We start from the raw sequence: 16426 nt of genomic DNA, 5'->3' as shown, positions 1-16426 counted from the left end.
TATTCTTTCTTTATTATTTCACAAACCAGCTGTGGATAGCAGTATCGTAGTGAGAGCTTACGCCGAAGGCACGGGCAGCGAACATACGGCGGTCTTCAATATCAGTCTGAGCGCCCTTCTTGTTCAGGATGTCGAGCAGCACGCCATATTCAGCCTTGCTAGGCACGATGACTACATCCTTGAAGTTCTTGGCACCGGCACGAATCAGAGAGATACCGCCGATATCGATCTTCTCGATGATGTCAGCCTCAGAAGCGCCGCTGGCCACCGTCTGCTCGAAAGGATAGAGGTCAACGATCACCAGGTCAATCTCAGGAATCTCATACTGCTTCATCTGAGCGATATCGCCCTCGTTCTCACGACGAGCCAGGATACCGCCGAACACCTTTGGATGGAGCGTCTTCACGCGTCCGCCGAGGATTGAGGGATATGTGGTCACGTCCTCTACCTTCTGGCACTCATAGCCCAGTGATTCGATAAACTGCTGGGTACCGCCAGTAGAGAGGAATTTCACACCTTCATCATTCAACTTCTTGAGGAGTTCGTCGAGCCCGTCTTTGTGGAATACAGACACCAAAGCGGTCTTAATTTTCTTAGTTTCAGCCATTTCTATTATTTATAACGTTATAAAATTCTAATTCGGGCACAAAGGTACAAAAAGAAAACGGATTAATCTCTTTTTTCCCAAAGAAAATGCGATTAATCCGTGTTAAAAGTAAGAAATGTCAATCCCTAGTCCAGATGGAACACCTCTTGTATGGGTACTGTGACGGGCGAATTATCGGGATTCACCTCCATGATGTCGGCCATCATGTCCCACCATTTCTGGGTGATGGGGTCCACGTTCTCCGTGTCCTGCGAGTTTCCCTCGCCTTCGCACTCCTGATAGCCGAACAGGATGTTCGTATCCTTATCCCAATAAATGCTGTAGTTACTTACGCCTCCGTCCTTGATCATCTTCACCAACTCGGGCCATATAGCGGCATGGCGCTTCTCGTACTCTTTCTCACAACCTGGTTTCAGGTACATCTTAAATGCAAATCTTTTCATAAGTTTTCTATTATTGATAATATCTTTCCTAATTTCCGTCTGGTTTCGTCAGGCTGCTGCCTGTAGACATGTGCCACACAAAGGCGTCAGCATCGTCGGGCTGCTGAGGATCGAAGTCCTGCCAGTCGCTACGCAGGCACGCCGCCAAGGGGCAACCTATCTGTTTCAGCCCCATCACCACCATCTTGGCCACCTCCCAGGCACCGAAGGGGTTGAAGTGGGTATTATCGGCCAAAGGCTGGTTCTGGTCTGGGAACGTGTTGGCAGGATAGTGTACCAGCGAGCGTTTCGAGCCCTCCTCGCCCAGCGCCTCATAGAAGGCCGTCGACATACGGGTCAGGTCTATCACAGGCACAGCCTCGCGCCCAGCCACCGTCTTCATGGCCTCCGGATAGTCGCCGTGGGTATTCTGTATCGTCTTGTGGTCAGGATTGAAGAATCTTCGCGCCGTTGGCGTACAGAAGATGATATGTCCGCCAGCAGCCCTCACGCGATCGGCGAATATCTTCAGGTTACGGGAATAGGAATACCAGGCGCCGTCGCCGGGCTTCTTCTCCTTCTCGTCGTTATGGCCGAACTCCACGATAACGTAGTCGCCCTGCTTCAGCTGCGACAGAATCTTATCGAGGCGCAACTGAGCCAGGAAGGTGGTACACGACAGTCCGCTCTCGGCATAGTTGGCCACGGCCACCTCGGGGGTAAACCAGCGGGTAATCATCTGTCCCCACGAAGCCCAAGGCTCGTTCACCTGATCCACCACCGTCGAGTTGCCACAGAGAAACACCGTGGTCACATCGTTGGCAGGCTCTATCCTGATGCGCTGCACAGCAGGAGCAGGACCGCAGAACGACAGGCTGAGCGAGTCGTCCCAATTCTTATATGTCAGTTCGCGAGGCTTCAGCTTCACCACCCTGTCGCCCTCGATGAGCGGCTGGTGCTTGTTCACCACGAAGGTCACCTCCTGAAAACTGCCTTTCCTCGTTGTAACCACATCCGTATAGTGGCGTCGCGACTCAGCACGCACCACCGTCTGGGCAGCCCTTTTCTTCGAACCCAGCGTCACGGTGACGCGATAGTTACCGTCTGGCACAGCCACAGCATAGCTGAAGGGGGCGCTGCCCGCCCTGTTGAGCACCGTGTCAACCACCGTCTGTGCCTGAACACATGTGGCAGCCAACAGCGCCACACTCACTAACATCTTCCTCATTTGTTTTTTGATCTGTTTGTTTCGATTTGCTTGCAAAGGTAGTGCAAATCAACGAGAATACCAAATAATTAGGATACTTTTAGAAATGTCGGCTTCTGCTTTGGTAAAACAATAAGACAAACAACCTCGTGAGAATCGTGTCTTTACGAGCAAGCCGCCCTTCGACCGCAAATACGCGAGTTTTGAGCCGTTTCCGTAAGTCATTGAGAACATGAACGTTACAAACAAGCCTTATTTCCAGCCCTCGTTCAGACGTCATCTTTCGGAACAAAACAACTTGTTTTGTTCCCGAAGAGACTATCTTCATCCCCCGTGGAGACTACTTGAGCGCGCATAAAACAACTTGTTTTACACAAAAAAGGGTAGACTTTTCGCCGAATAAACCCTAAGTTTGCTACCGACAAACCCCAAGTTTCATTACGACAAACCCATCGTTAGTCGTAATGAAACCCCAAAAGCGCCTCCCGCCGCCCTAGATTGAGCCAGCCAAGAAGCGCTTTTTTATGTATGTTTTATTGACAATCCACAAAAAGAAAACGAACAGCCACACAGTCTTACCATGCAAAGCCTGCTCTAACATAGCGGGTGTACGTTTTATTGTAATTGTAGAAATATCCACCATGGAAGAGATAATACCAAGCGATACCACTATTGGTAGTGAGTTCTGAACTCGACCAATAATCATCCTGGTGCAATTCTGAATTGAGACAAGCCTTATTGATGGCTGCGTATAACTCATCTTTATTGCCATAGGGGTAAGTGTTACCAGATCCAACACCCACAGGACTTGTAGCACTAGGACCACCTAAACCTTGGAAGATGTATCGCCAGTCTGTTACACTAGGAATACGCCACCCCTTTAAAGCAGCACTAGTTCGTGTCTTTGAGTTTGTACCTGTACCATTTGCCACACGGTCATAATAAGTACTGCCTACGGCATTTGTTTTATATTGCGTACTACCCACCGTAACGATATTGCTAGCAGCAAAGGTATTAACCGCCGTATTTGCATCAGCCCAAGAGCGTCTATCTGCATATGCATCATGCAGGGCGAGAGCGAAGAACTTACTAAAGTAGTTACTTACAGCGCCGGTATAACATATAAAGCCCACAGCACCACCAGCACGGTCATTGGCCAGACCTGAAGTACTGTATGCCTTACCATTCTTCGTTATGTACCATTTCAGATGCGAACTGGTGACATTATCGAAAGCCACACCAGGATCAGTACGCGCCTCTCCCACACCTTCGTTACGGAACAGGCGGATAGAGAATCCCCACTTCATATTGTTAGTGCTGATACCCACATAGCCACCGTTGAAGAAAAAAAGCCGAGCATCCTCATCTGATGCCTTCGTAGCCAACCAATAATAGCCGCTAATACCATTCTCTACGCGATCGGCAACGCCAGTTCCTCCATTGTCTGAATTAAACCTATAACCAATACTATAGAACTGGCGTTGCATGCCCCCTTCGTCTTCATTAACTGACGTCCAGAAAGAAGCATCGTTCATATAGGCTGCAAGTTTAGTACCCAGTGTTGCATCGCTCTTGTCCAAATAATCGATTAGTTTGGCTGTAATCGTCAGTATTCTATTACTCCACTGATATTTCCATACACTACAATAAGGCGTACCAAGGAAACGAATAGCATAGCGGACATTAATAGTGGTATAAGTGCTCCAATACGACCAATCTTCTATGCCAGCCTTTGTCACATCGTTATAGCCAAAGATACATGTCGGAGCTGAATCAACGAGACCACCAGAAGGCAAAAAGTCGGTAGTATTGAATATATTCACACTAGAGGGTATCACACTGTACAACTCTTTCTCCACTGGTAAATGATACTTAAAACCAGTTGTACCGTCGGTAATATCGCCAGCCCAATAGGTATTATAAGAGGTGCCTGTTTTCGAGAAGTAGCCCATAGCGTCGTACCAGTTATAGCACTGAGCAGAGCCTGCTGCGGTTGGATCGCTTTCTAAAGTGACGACCTTTGTAGTACGATTATAGCTCTTCACATTGTTCTCGGCCACATACCAAAGCGGATTCAGGCGCTTGTCTTTGTTATCACACTTTACGTTGTATATATACTTGGCGTTCTCGGCAAACGTGGTCACCGTGTTGGGAACGGTGACCGTGACATTGCCCATGGTGATTGTAAGCACGCCCGACGGCGCCGCCTGTGGAGGGATGACTGCCTCGAAGACACCATTGCCAGTATGGCGGGCGGTGATGGTGGTGGCCGTGCCGCTGGCTGAGCCAAGGGCACCAGTAGAGGGATTGATCGTGATGGAGGGCTTCACGTTCCTTACCTTCACCGTGACATTGGTCACGTTGCTGCTGGTAAGGCCGATGCCCGCCGTGAGGTTCACCTCGATCTTCGACAGCTTATGCGTGAAGTTCAGGGGCGCGCTGCCTACGGTCTCATAGCTGCCTGAGCCCTCAGCATAGTGAAGGTCGGACTTCTCGTAGTTGCCCGTGGCGCTCTGGTCGGCCAGAACGGTATGCGTCAGCGTGCCGATGGCTGTGCCCTCAATAGGAGCAGTAGAGAAATTGCCATGAACGGCACGGAAGGTGAGGCCATCGCCGTCGCTGGGGTAATACTTCGTTGAGCCCGTCAGACCGCCGCTGCCGTCAGAGGTCAGCGTCCACGCTTTCAGAAAGGCGTATGTGCCAGCGCTGCCCTTATCGGCCCATACATATACTTTCTCGCCGTTGGCAATGGCCGTCTCGTAAAGGCCTCGGGTGGCGCGGCGGCTCGTCAGCTCCTTCCACGCCTCGCGGCTCCAGGCCGTAGCATTGCCTGGCGACAGCGTCTCTGCGGCTACAGAGGCCGTCAGCTGTATGGACATGGGGGACACTGCCCGCCTTTCCTCGTAGGAAGTGCAAGCGCCAAACAACAGCAATGCCACTATAATCGTTATATTAGTTTTCATGTTCATAACTGATAGATTTACCTTACTTGGGGGCAAATATACGAAGAAATATGTGAATCAAAAAAAAAAAAACGCAAAAGAAAGTTAAAGAGCGGCAGCTTTATATTGATTAAGGTCAATTAAGGGGCATAAAAAAATCCCTCACCGAAGGGAGTGAGGGACTATTTGTTTTATAGAAAATCTATTATTCTGCGAGGATGATGCCGCCCATGGGCTGAATAGTTACCTTGGCCTCGCCGTTGGCATTAACCTTCAGGGTCTTGAGCTCTGAAGCAGGAAGAATCTCGCCCTTCTTCTGCGGCTTGTCAGTATAGTAGCGGACGGTCTTGCCTGCCAGCATGGGGAGCTGTAGGGTAAGCGTCTTCTTCTCCTGAGTACCATTCAGGCCTGCCACATACCAGCGGTCGCCTGTACGACGGGCCATCACAACATACTTAGTAGGATAACCGTCGATGAACTGGCTCTCCTCCCAGGTGGTAGGAATCTCACGCAAGAAGTCAAGTTCGAACTGAGGCAGCTCCTCAAGGTTGTTAGGATAGATAGCCACGCAGTTCACGCTGGTCTGGATGACGATGGCCGATGCCATCTCGAACACATCGCTGGTATAGCGCTGGTGGCGGCTCTTGTTGTCGCGGCTCAGGTGGTGGTTCATCATCACACCGCCCCAGTCGGCAGCAGCCACGGCATTACGGCTGAAGGGGTACATGGTGAGTTCGAAGCCCTCTTTCTTGGCGTGATACTCTGTGAAGAACACGTTCTCTGAAGCCAGGAAGGCCTCGCTGGCCACGAAGTTAGGATACATACGCTCCCAACCGCGAGGCAGGGTACATCCGTGGAAGATGACCTGCAGCTGATGACGGTTGGCGTCAGCCAGAATATCCTCGTAGAGCTGCATCATGGGCTGCTTGTCGCTACCGAAGAAGTCGACCTTGATACCAGCCACGCCAATCTTCTCCATCCACGACATCTCGCGTTCACGAGCAATGGCGCTGTTCATACCATCGTGAGGTCCCTGAGGCGCATCGTTCCATGTGCCGTTGGAGTTGTACCACAGCAACAGACGGACGCCCTTGCTCTGAGCATACTTTGAAAGCTCCTCTACACGGTCGCGACCAATCTGCGTGTCCCAAAGGGCATCGACCAGACAGTACTCATAGCCCATCTGGGCAGCCACGTCGATCATCTTCACCTGATCCTCATAGATGGTAGAGTTATCCTGCCAGATGAGCCAGCCCCATGTGTAACGGCCAGGGCGGTAGTCGGTCTTGGCTTCATAGAGAGGCTCTACGACATCATAAGAGATGGTGGTCTCGACGATAGGCTCGAGCGTAGAAGCCACGGTGAGGGTGCGCCAAGGGGTAGAGCCAGGCAGAGAGATGGCAGCACCATCGCCACCCATGCCCTTCATCTCCTTCGGATTGGGGAAGGCGATCGTGTAACCCCTACCCTGCTCATAGTCGCTCAGGTGGCAACCTACGTATTTTCCGTTAGTACCCGTCTCGCTGACCTGTACCCAGCCGTCGTTGCCAATATGGAACAGACAGGGGAAGGTATATCCTTCGCCAAAGGCAGAAGGAGTGTTGAGGGCTGCGTCGGGAGTATATTCCTCTTCGTATGAAGGCTTGGTCTGGGCAAAGCCGACCATGGGTTTGCTCTGGGGACAGATAAAGCTGGTGGCTGTCTCAGGGAAATTGAAGCCTGTGGTCTCGCCCTGGACCACAGCCGTGCGTACATCCCTGCGCTTAGCCTGCTTCAGCGTATAACGGAAGGCGATATCATTGTTTGAAACGAGGAAAGTAACCTCGAGTGGCAGACCGTCGGCATTCTCGAGCTGAACGTCGAGCTGGTTGGCCACAAAGTGCGATGTTGCTGTTTTGGTACGTGTCATGGTGTAGGTCTTGTCTACACTGCCCTGCTTGCTGTCTTTCAGTTTCAGGCCCTGCGAGAAATCACCGATATCGGCTTTCAGTCCAAGGGCAGAAGGCGTCAGCATGGCCTTACCGTCATAACTGACCGTATAGAAGGCCTGTCCGTCCTTACAGTCGATGCTGACCTGCAGTTTCCCGTCGGGAGATGACACACTTGTCGTCTGCGCCATAGCGGTGAGGGCAGACACGAATAATAATCCTAGTGATAATAACTTTTTATTCATAATTTAGCATTAAATAATAAATCCTGATAGCTGTTTTCGATTTTCGCCTGCAAATTTATATAAAATTCCTCAGATTCTCTAACGTTTCTTCATTTTTATACCTTACTTTTTCCTATTGTACTTGCAAATATCGATATTTTCCACTATATTTGCAGCAATTTAGCAATACCAGACAAAGACAATGAAAGAAATGTATTTGGCGGACAAGAACCGCTACGACAACGGAATGGAGTATAAGCGCTGCGGGCGCTCAGGTGTTTTACTGCCTAAGGTGAGCCTCGGCTTCTGGCATAACTTCGGAAGCGTAGACCCCTACGAACGCAGCCGTGAGATAACCCACTATGCCTTCGACCATGGCATCACGCACTTCGACCTGGCCAACAACTACGGCCCAGTATACGGCTCGGCAGAGGAGACCATGGGACGACTGATGGACGAGGACTTCCGCCCCTATCGCGACGAGCTCTTCATCTCGTCGAAGGCAGGCTACGACATGTGGCCCGGTCCTTATGGCAACTGGGGCAGCAGAAAGTATCTCATGGCGTCGCTCGACCAGAGTCTGAAGCGCATGAAGATAGACTATGTAGACCTGTTCTACAGCCATCGCTACGACCCAGAGACCCCATTGGAAGAGACGCTGCAGGCGCTCGTCGATATCGTGCGCCAGGGCAAGGCGCTCTATATCGGCATCTCACGCTGGCCACTGGAGGCCACACGCTTTGCTGCCAAATATCTTCGTGAGCGCGACGTTCCCCTGCTGATTTATCAGGGCCGTCTTAATCTGCTCGATCGTGAGCCTCAGGAAGAGGGCATCCTTGACCTCTGCGCTGAAGAGGGCATTGGCTTCATCTCGTTCTCGCCCCTGGCACAAGGACTGCTGACAGACCGCTACCTAAATGGTATTCCCAAGGATAGCCGCATGTCGAAAGGACAGTTCCTGACAGAAGACATGCTGACACCAGAGCTGCTGGAAAAGCTGCGCCAGTATAACGATGTGGCAGAGAGTCGCGGCGAGACGCTGGCAGAGATGGCCCTGGCCTGGATTCTGAACCAGAAAGCCGTCACCTCTGTGCTCGTGGGTGCCAGCAGCACCGCCCAGCTCGAAAAGAACCTGCGCTGCGTCAGTGCCGCTCCCTTCGACGAAGAGCTGTAAGAAAGAATAAAAAGGTCATAAAACGAAAAGCCCTGCTATCTCATCACGAGACGCAGGGCTTTGCTAATTAATTCCAATTATGTATGAATCTAAATCAATAGCCGGGATTCTGCCATGCCTTCTTGGCGGCATCGCTCAGGTTGGTACCATCCTCGTTCTGGAGGGTATCGATGAACTTCTGAGGAACAGGACGATACATGTGACGATCCTGAACATTGGGAGCAGCCTCGGGGTTGAAGGCCTTGGCACGCTTAACCAGCAAGCCTGTACGAGCCAGCTCATCCCAACGGTTCCACTCACCCAGGAGCTCACGAGTGCGCTCGTTGAACACGAAGTTCAGCATGCGGTCGTAGTCGCTGGTAGCACCAATCTCCTTCAGGATAGCCTCATCCTCAGCAGGAAGCTGCGTGTAGCTCTTGATCTGGAGGTCAGAAGCCTCAGTGGTCTCAGCAATACCTGTAGAGAGGTAATAAGAGTTCTTATGAGTCATTGAAGCATAGTAAGCCTCAGTGTTGGTAAGAACCTTACCTGTGAAGTCCTTGTTCTTCTTCACAGCCTGAGCAGCAGCGGTAGAGTTGTCCTTGTCGCCACCGTCAGACTTCAGGAATGCCATTGAGCCATCAGTGTAGTAAGAGCGATCCTCGCCATTCTTCCACTGACCACGGGCACGGAGGATATTGATGGTGTTGATGGCACCAGCATAGTCGCCCTGACGAACCTGGCACTCAGCCTTTACGAGATAAGTCTCACCCGAACGAGCCATGATAACGTCGCGGTGTGCGTCGCCCTTCTCACCAGTACGTGAGCCGTCAGCAGTCTTGTTGATACCGCAGAACACGTTAGAGGTAGCAGTGTTGCCGCTTACGCCATAGTTAAAGAGCACATACTTGCCGCCCATGAAGGTGGGGAATGCATTGGGCACCCACTTGCCAGTCAGAGGATTCACGAAGCTGTGTGGCACGCCACCACGTCCGAATGTGCCGTAAGGCTCACCGTCGAAGCGGTGATCGTCCTTCTTGTTGAGGATGAAGATGATACCCTCGTCACCGATACCAGGCATCTGTTCAGCCTTGATACCATTCTCAGCAACAACGGCCTCAGTGGTCTTGTTAGCATGGTTCAGACCATAAACGGTCTTGAAGGTCTTCCACATACGAGCATCGTTCACGTTGTCGAATACAGAATAAGCATACTCTGTAGGACGGCAGCGCTGGAAGTCCATACCACCGATATACTGACCACGCTGTACCCAACCTCCTGAGAAGTTAGAGAACTGAGGATCGAAGTAGTTATAGGTACGGTTTCCGAAACGTCCCTGAGTAGAGCTGTCCTCGTTGTGCTCAGCAGCCATCAGGATCTCAGAGAGTCCCTCGTTCTTACAGTCTACACCAGTCCACTTAGCATACAGATCCCAGTAGTCGGGAGCCAGAGGACATGCAGCGATCACCTCGTCGCAAAGAGCGATGGCACGAGTCAGGTCGGCATTCTTATCATACTTGCCAGCCCAAGAAGCGCAGCGCTCCGACTGACGATACAAGAGTGCCTTAGCCAGGAAGTGTGCAGCAGTATACTTAGTCCAAGTACCGTTTCCACGCCACTTATCCTTAGGCAGCATCTGATAAGCATTCTCGAGGTCTGAGATAATCTGCGCGAGCGTCTCGTCTTCAGTAGCACGATCATAGAATTTTCTTACGACGCCGTTGGCAGGCTCAGTCTGAAGCACAACGCCACCATACTGACAGAACAGACGGTAGTAGTTGTAGCCACGCAGGAAGTAAGCCTCACCAAGAGCCTTGTTGCGGCTATCCTCGTTCTGCACGTTCACAGCCTTGTCGATAACGAGGTTGGCGGTAGAGATACCATAGTACATCTCATCCCAAAGGGCCGACACGGCAGGACAGTTCTTATTGGCAGCACCCAGAGCAGGTGTACAGTCGAGTGCGTTCAGACGGTTATCGTAAGTATTCCAAGGCTCAGCGGTAAGGTCGGCACCATTGGTGAACTCATCACAACCATAAAGGGTGATACCGTAAGCCCACTCATAACCGAAGTGCCAGCGGATGTTTCCGTAGAGACCAGCAGCCATCTTCAAGGCGCCTGTCTCGTCTTCAAGCAGTGCATCAGTAACCTTATGACCCGCATCTTCCTTCAGGAAGTCGTCGCCACAGGAGGTTGTACCCATCAGGGCCAGCATCGAGAGAGCACCGCAAACTAATGTTTTATTGATATATCTCATAATATATTTTCTTTTTTCATTATTCATTATTCACTATTCACTCCTAGAATTCTACCTGCAGACCTACAGTGAAGCCACGGTTGAAGAAGGTGGCACCAGTGTCGAGGTCCATGAAGTCGACTGAAGAGTAGAGCATACCGAGGTTCTTACCCTGAACGTAGAGCTTAGCACCGTTGATACCGACGGTCTGGCACAGGCTCTTGTCGAAGTTGTAGCCCAGAGAGAGGTTGCGGATCTTGATGAACGAAGCATCCTTGAAACCAAGCAGACCAGAATAGGGGTCACCACCAGCCTGGCTGTAGACAGGCTTCTGCCAGTCTGCGCCAGTGTTGTCTGGACGCCAGTAGCTGATTTCGCGCTGCTGGTACATACCGAGCTGACCCTCACCACCAGTGCTGATGGTATAGCCGAAGCGACCCTGCAGCTCGAGAGCGAGCTCAAGACCCTTCCAAGAGATGCTGTTGGTCCATCCTGCGGTGAAACGAGGATTCTTGTTACCGATAATCACACGGTCGTCAGCGTCGATCTTATAGTCGCCGTTCTGATCGACGGGCTTCACCATACCTGCAGAGAACTTAGCGCCGTTCTCGTTGAACTTAGCCATCTCAGCAGCGTCGCTCTCCTGCCAGAGGCCGTCAGCCTCGTAGCCGTAGTGAACAGCGATCGACTCACCGATGAACCATGCGTTGTTGATATCGTCTTCCTTACCGTTAGCCAGTTCAACGATCTCATCCTTCTGCCAAGCGAAGTTCAGGTTTGAGTTCCATACGAAGTCCTTTGTCATTACGGGGATAGCGTTGATCGTCACCTCGACACCCTTGTTCTTGGTCTGTCCGATGTTGGCCATCATTGAAGGATAACCAGAGAGTGAAGGCACGCTCATTGAGAGCAGCAGATCCTTGGTCTTAGAAGTATAGAGGTCGATGGTACCACCGATGCGGCCCTTCAGGAAGCTGAAGTCAACACCGAAGTTCCACTGAGTGGTCTTCTCCCAACCCAGCTTCTTGTTAGGCATAGCGTTAGAGCCGTTGGTATAGTAAGGCTCATTGGTTACGAAGATCTGAGAGTTACCAGTGCTGAACGGCATCCAGAACGAGCTGATCACACCGAGTGTTCCGTAAGGAGCAACAGCAGAGTTACCAGTCACACCGACACCAAGACGGAGCTTCAACTGGTCGAGCCATGTAACGTCCTTCAGCCAGCTTTCCTGTTCCATACGCCAACCCAGAGCCATTGATGGGAAGAAATCCCACTTGTTGCCCTCAGCGAGAACAGAAGAACCATCCCAACGTGCAGAAGCAGTGAGGAGGTAGCGATCCATGAACGAGTAGTTGATACGGGCCATATAAGAGCTCAGAGCATTCTCTGAGAGACCAGTACCCATAGAAGCCTGATACTGTGTATCTGTGATATCGATAGCACCCATGTTGTTCCAGAGGAATGAAGGGATTGTCACCTTCTGCTCGCTCATCGAGCTGCTCTCGTTGTTCACCTTAGAGGCACTCTGCAACAGCGTCAGTCCGAAGGTGTGCTCCTTGATACTCTTGTTGTAGAGCAGCATGTTGTCGAGTGTCCATGCGAAGTGGCGCTCGTCTGAACGGCTGGCTGAGTTGTTACCGCCAGCGCGGCTGATAGAGCTGCTGTCGAGGAAGTTACCACGACGATAGTAACGGAAGTCGGGACCGAACTGAGTCTTCCACTGCAGACCCTGCAGAGGCTCGTAGATCTGTCCGAAGTCGATCTGAGCATAGAAGCTACCCAGAGCGCGGAAGGTCTCACGGTTATCCTTTGACTTCTTCCACTCATCGATTACAGAATAAGTATTGGTTGTAGAACCACCAGGCTGGGTGATAATCTCACCATTCTCATCATAAGGAAGTGTATAGCGCAGAATGCTCTTGGCAGCGCTGTAGAGTTCCTTGGCGCCAGTAGATGTGCCGTAAGGAACAGAGTAGCCATACTTCTGAACGCCATAAGAAGCGTTGAACGAGCCACCAACCTTGAACCACTTAGTACCATTGATGTCAGCAGAAGCAGAGAGGTTGTAGCGCTCGTAGCTCTGTCCCTTCTGGGTACCCTTGTTGTTCAGATAGCCGAAAGATACATAACCAGACATATTCTTAGAACCGCCGCGTGCGCTGAGTGTGTGCTCCTGAGTAACACCAGTCCGAGTCACGAAGTCTGTCCAGTCGGTATCAGTCACCTTAGAGCCGTCCCATGAGCCGCTGGCCCAACCCTTCATCACGTTGTTCAGAGCGGTCTCATCGCCAGCAAAGAAAGCCTTATCCTGCTCCATTGTAGGCTGGTCGCCAGGAGTATACTTATCAGGAGCAGAGTTGTAGTAAGCCCAACGACGCCATGTGATATAGTCGCTGGCACTCATAGCAGGGCTCTTGTCTACAATCTTCTCGAAAGTCATAGAGCCGTTATATGTAAGCTGAACCTTTCCTTCCTGACCACGCTTGGTAGTAATAAGTACAACACCGTTGGCACCACGGCTACCAAAGATAGCGGTAGAAGAGGCGTCCTTCAAGATGTCGATAGCCTCAATATCGCGAGGGTTGATAGACTCGATACCGCCAGCCTGAAGGGGCACACCGTCGACTACATAAAGAGGATCAGTACTTGCACCAAGATTTTTACCCATAGAACGCTGACCACGAATCATAATGCCACCCATTGTGCCAGGACGCTCGCTTGTAGTGATGTCCACACCAGCAGCCTTACCCTGCAAGGCCTCAAAAGCATTGCCAACAGGCTTGGCGTTCAGTTCCTTCTCACCAACGCGAGTCAGAGCACCCGTTACATCACTCTTGCGCTGTACACCATAACCTACCACAACCACCTCGTCGAGCAACTGCTTGTCTTCCTCAAGCGTGATATTGAACTGGTTCTTACCAGCAGTGGCCACAGTCTGAGTGCGGTAACCTACGTAAGAAATCACGAGGCTTGCATTGTCGGAAACATTCTGAAGGGCAAACTTACCATCGAAATCGGTAATAGTTCCTGTAGAGGTTCCCTTTACCATGACACTGGCGCCGATCACGGCCTCGCCAGCAGCATCAACTACAGTTCCCGACACTTGTTTCTGGGCCCAAGCACCACTGGTGCAGAGCGCCATCAGAGCCAAGAACATCAGTCGTCGGAGTACGTTCATACTCGACAACATACTGTCTGTAACTTGATCTTTTCTCATAAAGATTTAATTAGTTAGTAAAATGATTATTTGTTTATTGATTATAGTTTGTGGTGCAAAGTTAAGTTAAATAAGTGAAACATATACACCCAAAAATCAACTATTTTCTGAAAATATCAAAAATCTAAGACGAATATCAAAAATTAGGGGTCGACTCCTAAGAATCGGCCCCTAAATACCTTATTAATATATAAAATAGATGATTTAAATCAAGTTCATGCCCAGCGCCTTACACTGTTTTCTCATATCGTCGGGCCAGATAGAAGCCTGAATCTCACCGATGTGTCCCTTGTGCAGAAGCACCATGCAGAGACGGCTCTGTCCGATACCGCCACCGATTGAGAGAGGCAGTTTGTCGTTCAGCAGCTGCTGGTGGAAGTAGAGCTGTTCCCTCTCCTCCTTGCCCTCCAGCTTCAGCTGGCGCAACAGGCTCTCCTTGTCGACACGGATACCCATCGACGACAGCTCGAACGAACGGCCCAGCACAGGATACCAGATCAGGATATCGCCGTTCAGACCCTCACGCCCGTTCTCAGCCACCGTGCTCCAGTCGTCATAGTCAGGAGCACGTCCGTCGTGCTTCTCCCCATTCGACAGCTTACCACCGATACCAATCACGAATACGGCACCGTAAGCCTCACAGATAGCATCCTCGCGCTCCTTAGGCGTCTTGTCGGGATACATCTTCAGCAGCTCCTCAGCATGTATGAAGTGAATCTTCTCAGGCAGGAACGGCTTTATCTGCGGGTAAGTCTCACACGTCAGATACTCCGTACGACGGATAGCGGCATAGATGCGCTCCACGATATTCTTCAGGAAAGCCAGCGAACGGTCCTCGCGGCGAATCACGGCCTCCCAGTCCCACTGGTCCACATACAGCGAGTGCAGGTTGTCCAGCTCCTCGTCCGCACGAATCGCGTTCATATCTGTATAGATGCCATAGCCAGGCTCTATCTTATACTCAGCCAGCGAGAGTCTCTTCCACTTAGCCAACGAGTGTACCACCTCAGCGCGGGCGTCGCCCAGGTCCTTGATGGGGAAAGTCACAGCGCGCTCCACCCCGTTCAGGTCGTCGTTGATACCCAGACCCTTCAACACGAAAAGCGGTGCTGTCACTCGGCGCAGACGCAACTCCGTAGAGAGGTTCTGCTGAAAGAACTCCTTAATCAGTTTGATACCCTGTTCCGTCTGCTTCATATCAAGCAGCGGCTCATACATCACGGGTTTAATTACTTGTCCCATTTCTTCGTTTATGATCTTACAATTTTCATTTGCCGCCGCAAAGGTACATATAAAATATCAAATTGCAAGCAAAAACTCGATAATTTTTGCAAATTAGACATAATTCGCATATTTTTACTATCATTTTGCACCGCGCCCATATTCCTTAAAAGATTATAATTCTCCACGCCCTATTCTGTTTTCTCATCTAAAAGCCTTACCTTTGCATTCGCATTTAAAATCACTGGTCCCGTAGCTTAGCTGAATAGAGCGTCAGATTCCGGTTCTGAAGGTCTTGGGTTTGAATCCCAACGGGATCACAAAGGAAAAAGGAGAATTAAATATGAAAGCCGTAGAGGACATGCTGCCCCAAGACCGTTTCCTGCGCATTCATCGCTCCTACATCAGTAAAGAAATCATCCACATCCCCGACGGCTACCTACCCACTTTCCGTCAATTCCTTGAAACCCGCTCAATGGAAAAAAGATAGTTTGCGTATCGAAGTAGCTATAAAACCGTTCATAGAAGCCAGCTTAGATCACATACATCTGGCAAATCCTATTGCTAATGAACACATATTGAGTTCCCTTTCGGGTCTCCATCTATCAAATGTCTTGCCCATAATTCCCACAACATTTATGAAGTTCACATTTCTATTTCATCTCTAATGTTATAGTTTGCAATTGCCTTACTATCGAACTTTTTAGATTGAGCATTTTAATAATTGAATCTCTATTTGTATTTCTATCTTCAATTATACAATGATATAATTCTTTTGTCTTTTGATGATACTCTTTGATATTCTGTGCTACATCTGATTCTTCATTCAAATTGAAAAGAGACAATTTTGTTGTAGCAAAAGTTTCCAAATAGTTCATTGCATACATAACGGGCTCCGATAGTTCGTATACATCAGTTTTCTTTTTAATAACAAGAGCATCGTTCATTATTTTCAAAAAAGAATCTATTTCATCTTTTCTAAACTGCATCAAAACGAGTTGTTTCTGATAACTCATTTCTCTTTCCGAACGCACAGAGTCTCTTTCTGATATAGCATTCGTTAATCTAACAAAAACATATATGTTTATAATCGTAAGTATAGGAGTTAACACTCCATTTATATAATCGCCAAATTCACTCCATGAACTAGAATTGGCACTTAAGCCATTATGGAACATATAAAAGTAAAGCGATAACACTATCGCAATAGACGATATAATAATAACGGAAAACTTTTTGTTCATATTAACAAAACAACTGTTTTTTAAA

11 protein-coding genes and 1 tRNA gene are annotated in these 16426 nt (G+C 49.9%); 3 read left to right on the top strand and 9 right to left on the bottom strand.

Annotated elements, in window-relative coordinates:
* Positions 1 to 13: 13 nt before the first annotated feature.
* The 5 genes from BMX82_RS08505 to BMX82_RS08485 form a co-directional block, all read right to left on the bottom strand.
* Positions 14 to 607 (bottom strand): IMP cyclohydrolase, encoded by a 594-nt coding sequence (locus tag BMX82_RS08505; protein WP_036911453.1) that lies wholly within the window; start codon positions 605 to 607, stop codon positions 14 to 16.
* A gap of 125 nt (positions 608 to 732) precedes the next feature.
* Entirely contained in the window at positions 733 to 1050 is a 318-nt protein-coding gene (gene rhaM, locus BMX82_RS08500) for an L-rhamnose mutarotase (RefSeq protein ID WP_036911455.1), read from the bottom strand.
* 28 nt (positions 1051 to 1078) lie between these two features.
* Positions 1079 to 2257, bottom strand: a complete 1179-nt coding sequence (locus BMX82_RS08495) for a rhamnogalacturonan acetylesterase (RefSeq protein WP_091767882.1) — start codon at positions 2255 to 2257, stop codon at positions 1079 to 1081.
* A 554-nt stretch (positions 2258 to 2811) separates the two neighbouring features.
* A complete protein-coding gene (locus BMX82_RS08490) occupies positions 2812 to 5199 on the bottom strand; it encodes a fimbrillin family protein (RefSeq protein WP_177172058.1) in 2388 nt (795 codons plus the stop codon).
* 184 nt (positions 5200 to 5383) lie between these two features.
* Positions 5384 to 7351 carry a glycoside hydrolase family 97 protein gene (locus BMX82_RS08485; RefSeq protein ID WP_036911458.1) on the bottom strand — a complete coding sequence of 656 codons (1968 nt, stop codon included), beginning with the start codon at positions 7349 to 7351 and terminating at the stop codon, positions 5384 to 5386.
* A gap of 181 nt (positions 7352 to 7532) precedes the next feature.
* Between BMX82_RS08485 and BMX82_RS08480 the strand changes: the two genes are divergently transcribed.
* Positions 7533 to 8504 (top strand): aldo/keto reductase, encoded by a 972-nt coding sequence (locus BMX82_RS08480; RefSeq protein ID WP_091767876.1) that lies wholly within the window; start codon positions 7533 to 7535, stop codon positions 8502 to 8504.
* Between the two features lie 94 nt (positions 8505 to 8598).
* Here BMX82_RS08480 and BMX82_RS08475 read toward each other — a convergent pair whose 3' ends face one another.
* The 3 genes from BMX82_RS08475 to asnA form a co-directional block, all read right to left on the bottom strand.
* The gene (locus tag BMX82_RS08475; protein ID WP_036911562.1) at positions 8599 to 10740 is read right to left on the bottom strand and encodes a RagB/SusD family nutrient uptake outer membrane protein; all 2142 of its coding nucleotides are present in this window, start codon (positions 10738 to 10740) and stop codon (positions 8599 to 8601) included.
* A gap of 43 nt (positions 10741 to 10783) precedes the next feature.
* Positions 10784 to 13936: a SusC/RagA family TonB-linked outer membrane protein gene (locus BMX82_RS08470; protein WP_091767873.1), complete on the bottom strand. Its 3153-nt coding sequence runs from the start codon at positions 13934 to 13936 to the stop codon at positions 10784 to 10786.
* 204 nt (positions 13937 to 14140) lie between these two features.
* Complete coding sequence (gene asnA, locus BMX82_RS08465; RefSeq protein WP_091767870.1) at positions 14141 to 15178, bottom strand: aspartate--ammonia ligase; 1038 nt, start codon at positions 15176 to 15178, stop codon at positions 14141 to 14143.
* A 225-nt stretch (positions 15179 to 15403) separates the two neighbouring features.
* Here asnA and BMX82_RS08460 point away from each other — a divergent pair.
* A tRNA-Arg gene (locus BMX82_RS08460) sits at positions 15404 to 15477 on the top strand.
* A 23-nt stretch (positions 15478 to 15500) separates the two neighbouring features.
* Positions 15501 to 15647 carry a LytTR family transcriptional regulator gene (locus BMX82_RS08455; RefSeq protein WP_143058350.1) on the top strand — a complete coding sequence of 49 codons (147 nt, stop codon included), beginning with the start codon at positions 15501 to 15503 and terminating at the stop codon, positions 15645 to 15647.
* A 163-nt stretch (positions 15648 to 15810) separates the two neighbouring features.
* Here BMX82_RS08455 and BMX82_RS08450 read toward each other — a convergent pair whose 3' ends face one another.
* Positions 15811 to 16401, bottom strand: a complete 591-nt coding sequence (locus BMX82_RS08450) for a hypothetical protein (protein ID WP_091767864.1) — start codon at positions 16399 to 16401, stop codon at positions 15811 to 15813.
* Positions 16402 to 16426: the final 25 nt, after the last annotated feature.

Origin of the sequence: Prevotella sp. khp7 (assembly GCF_900109055.1) — a bacterium.
Lineage (GTDB): Bacteria > Bacteroidota > Bacteroidia > Bacteroidales > Bacteroidaceae > Prevotella.
Note: the sequence above shows the minus strand (reverse complement) of the source record. Positions and strands in the feature narration are given on the sequence as shown.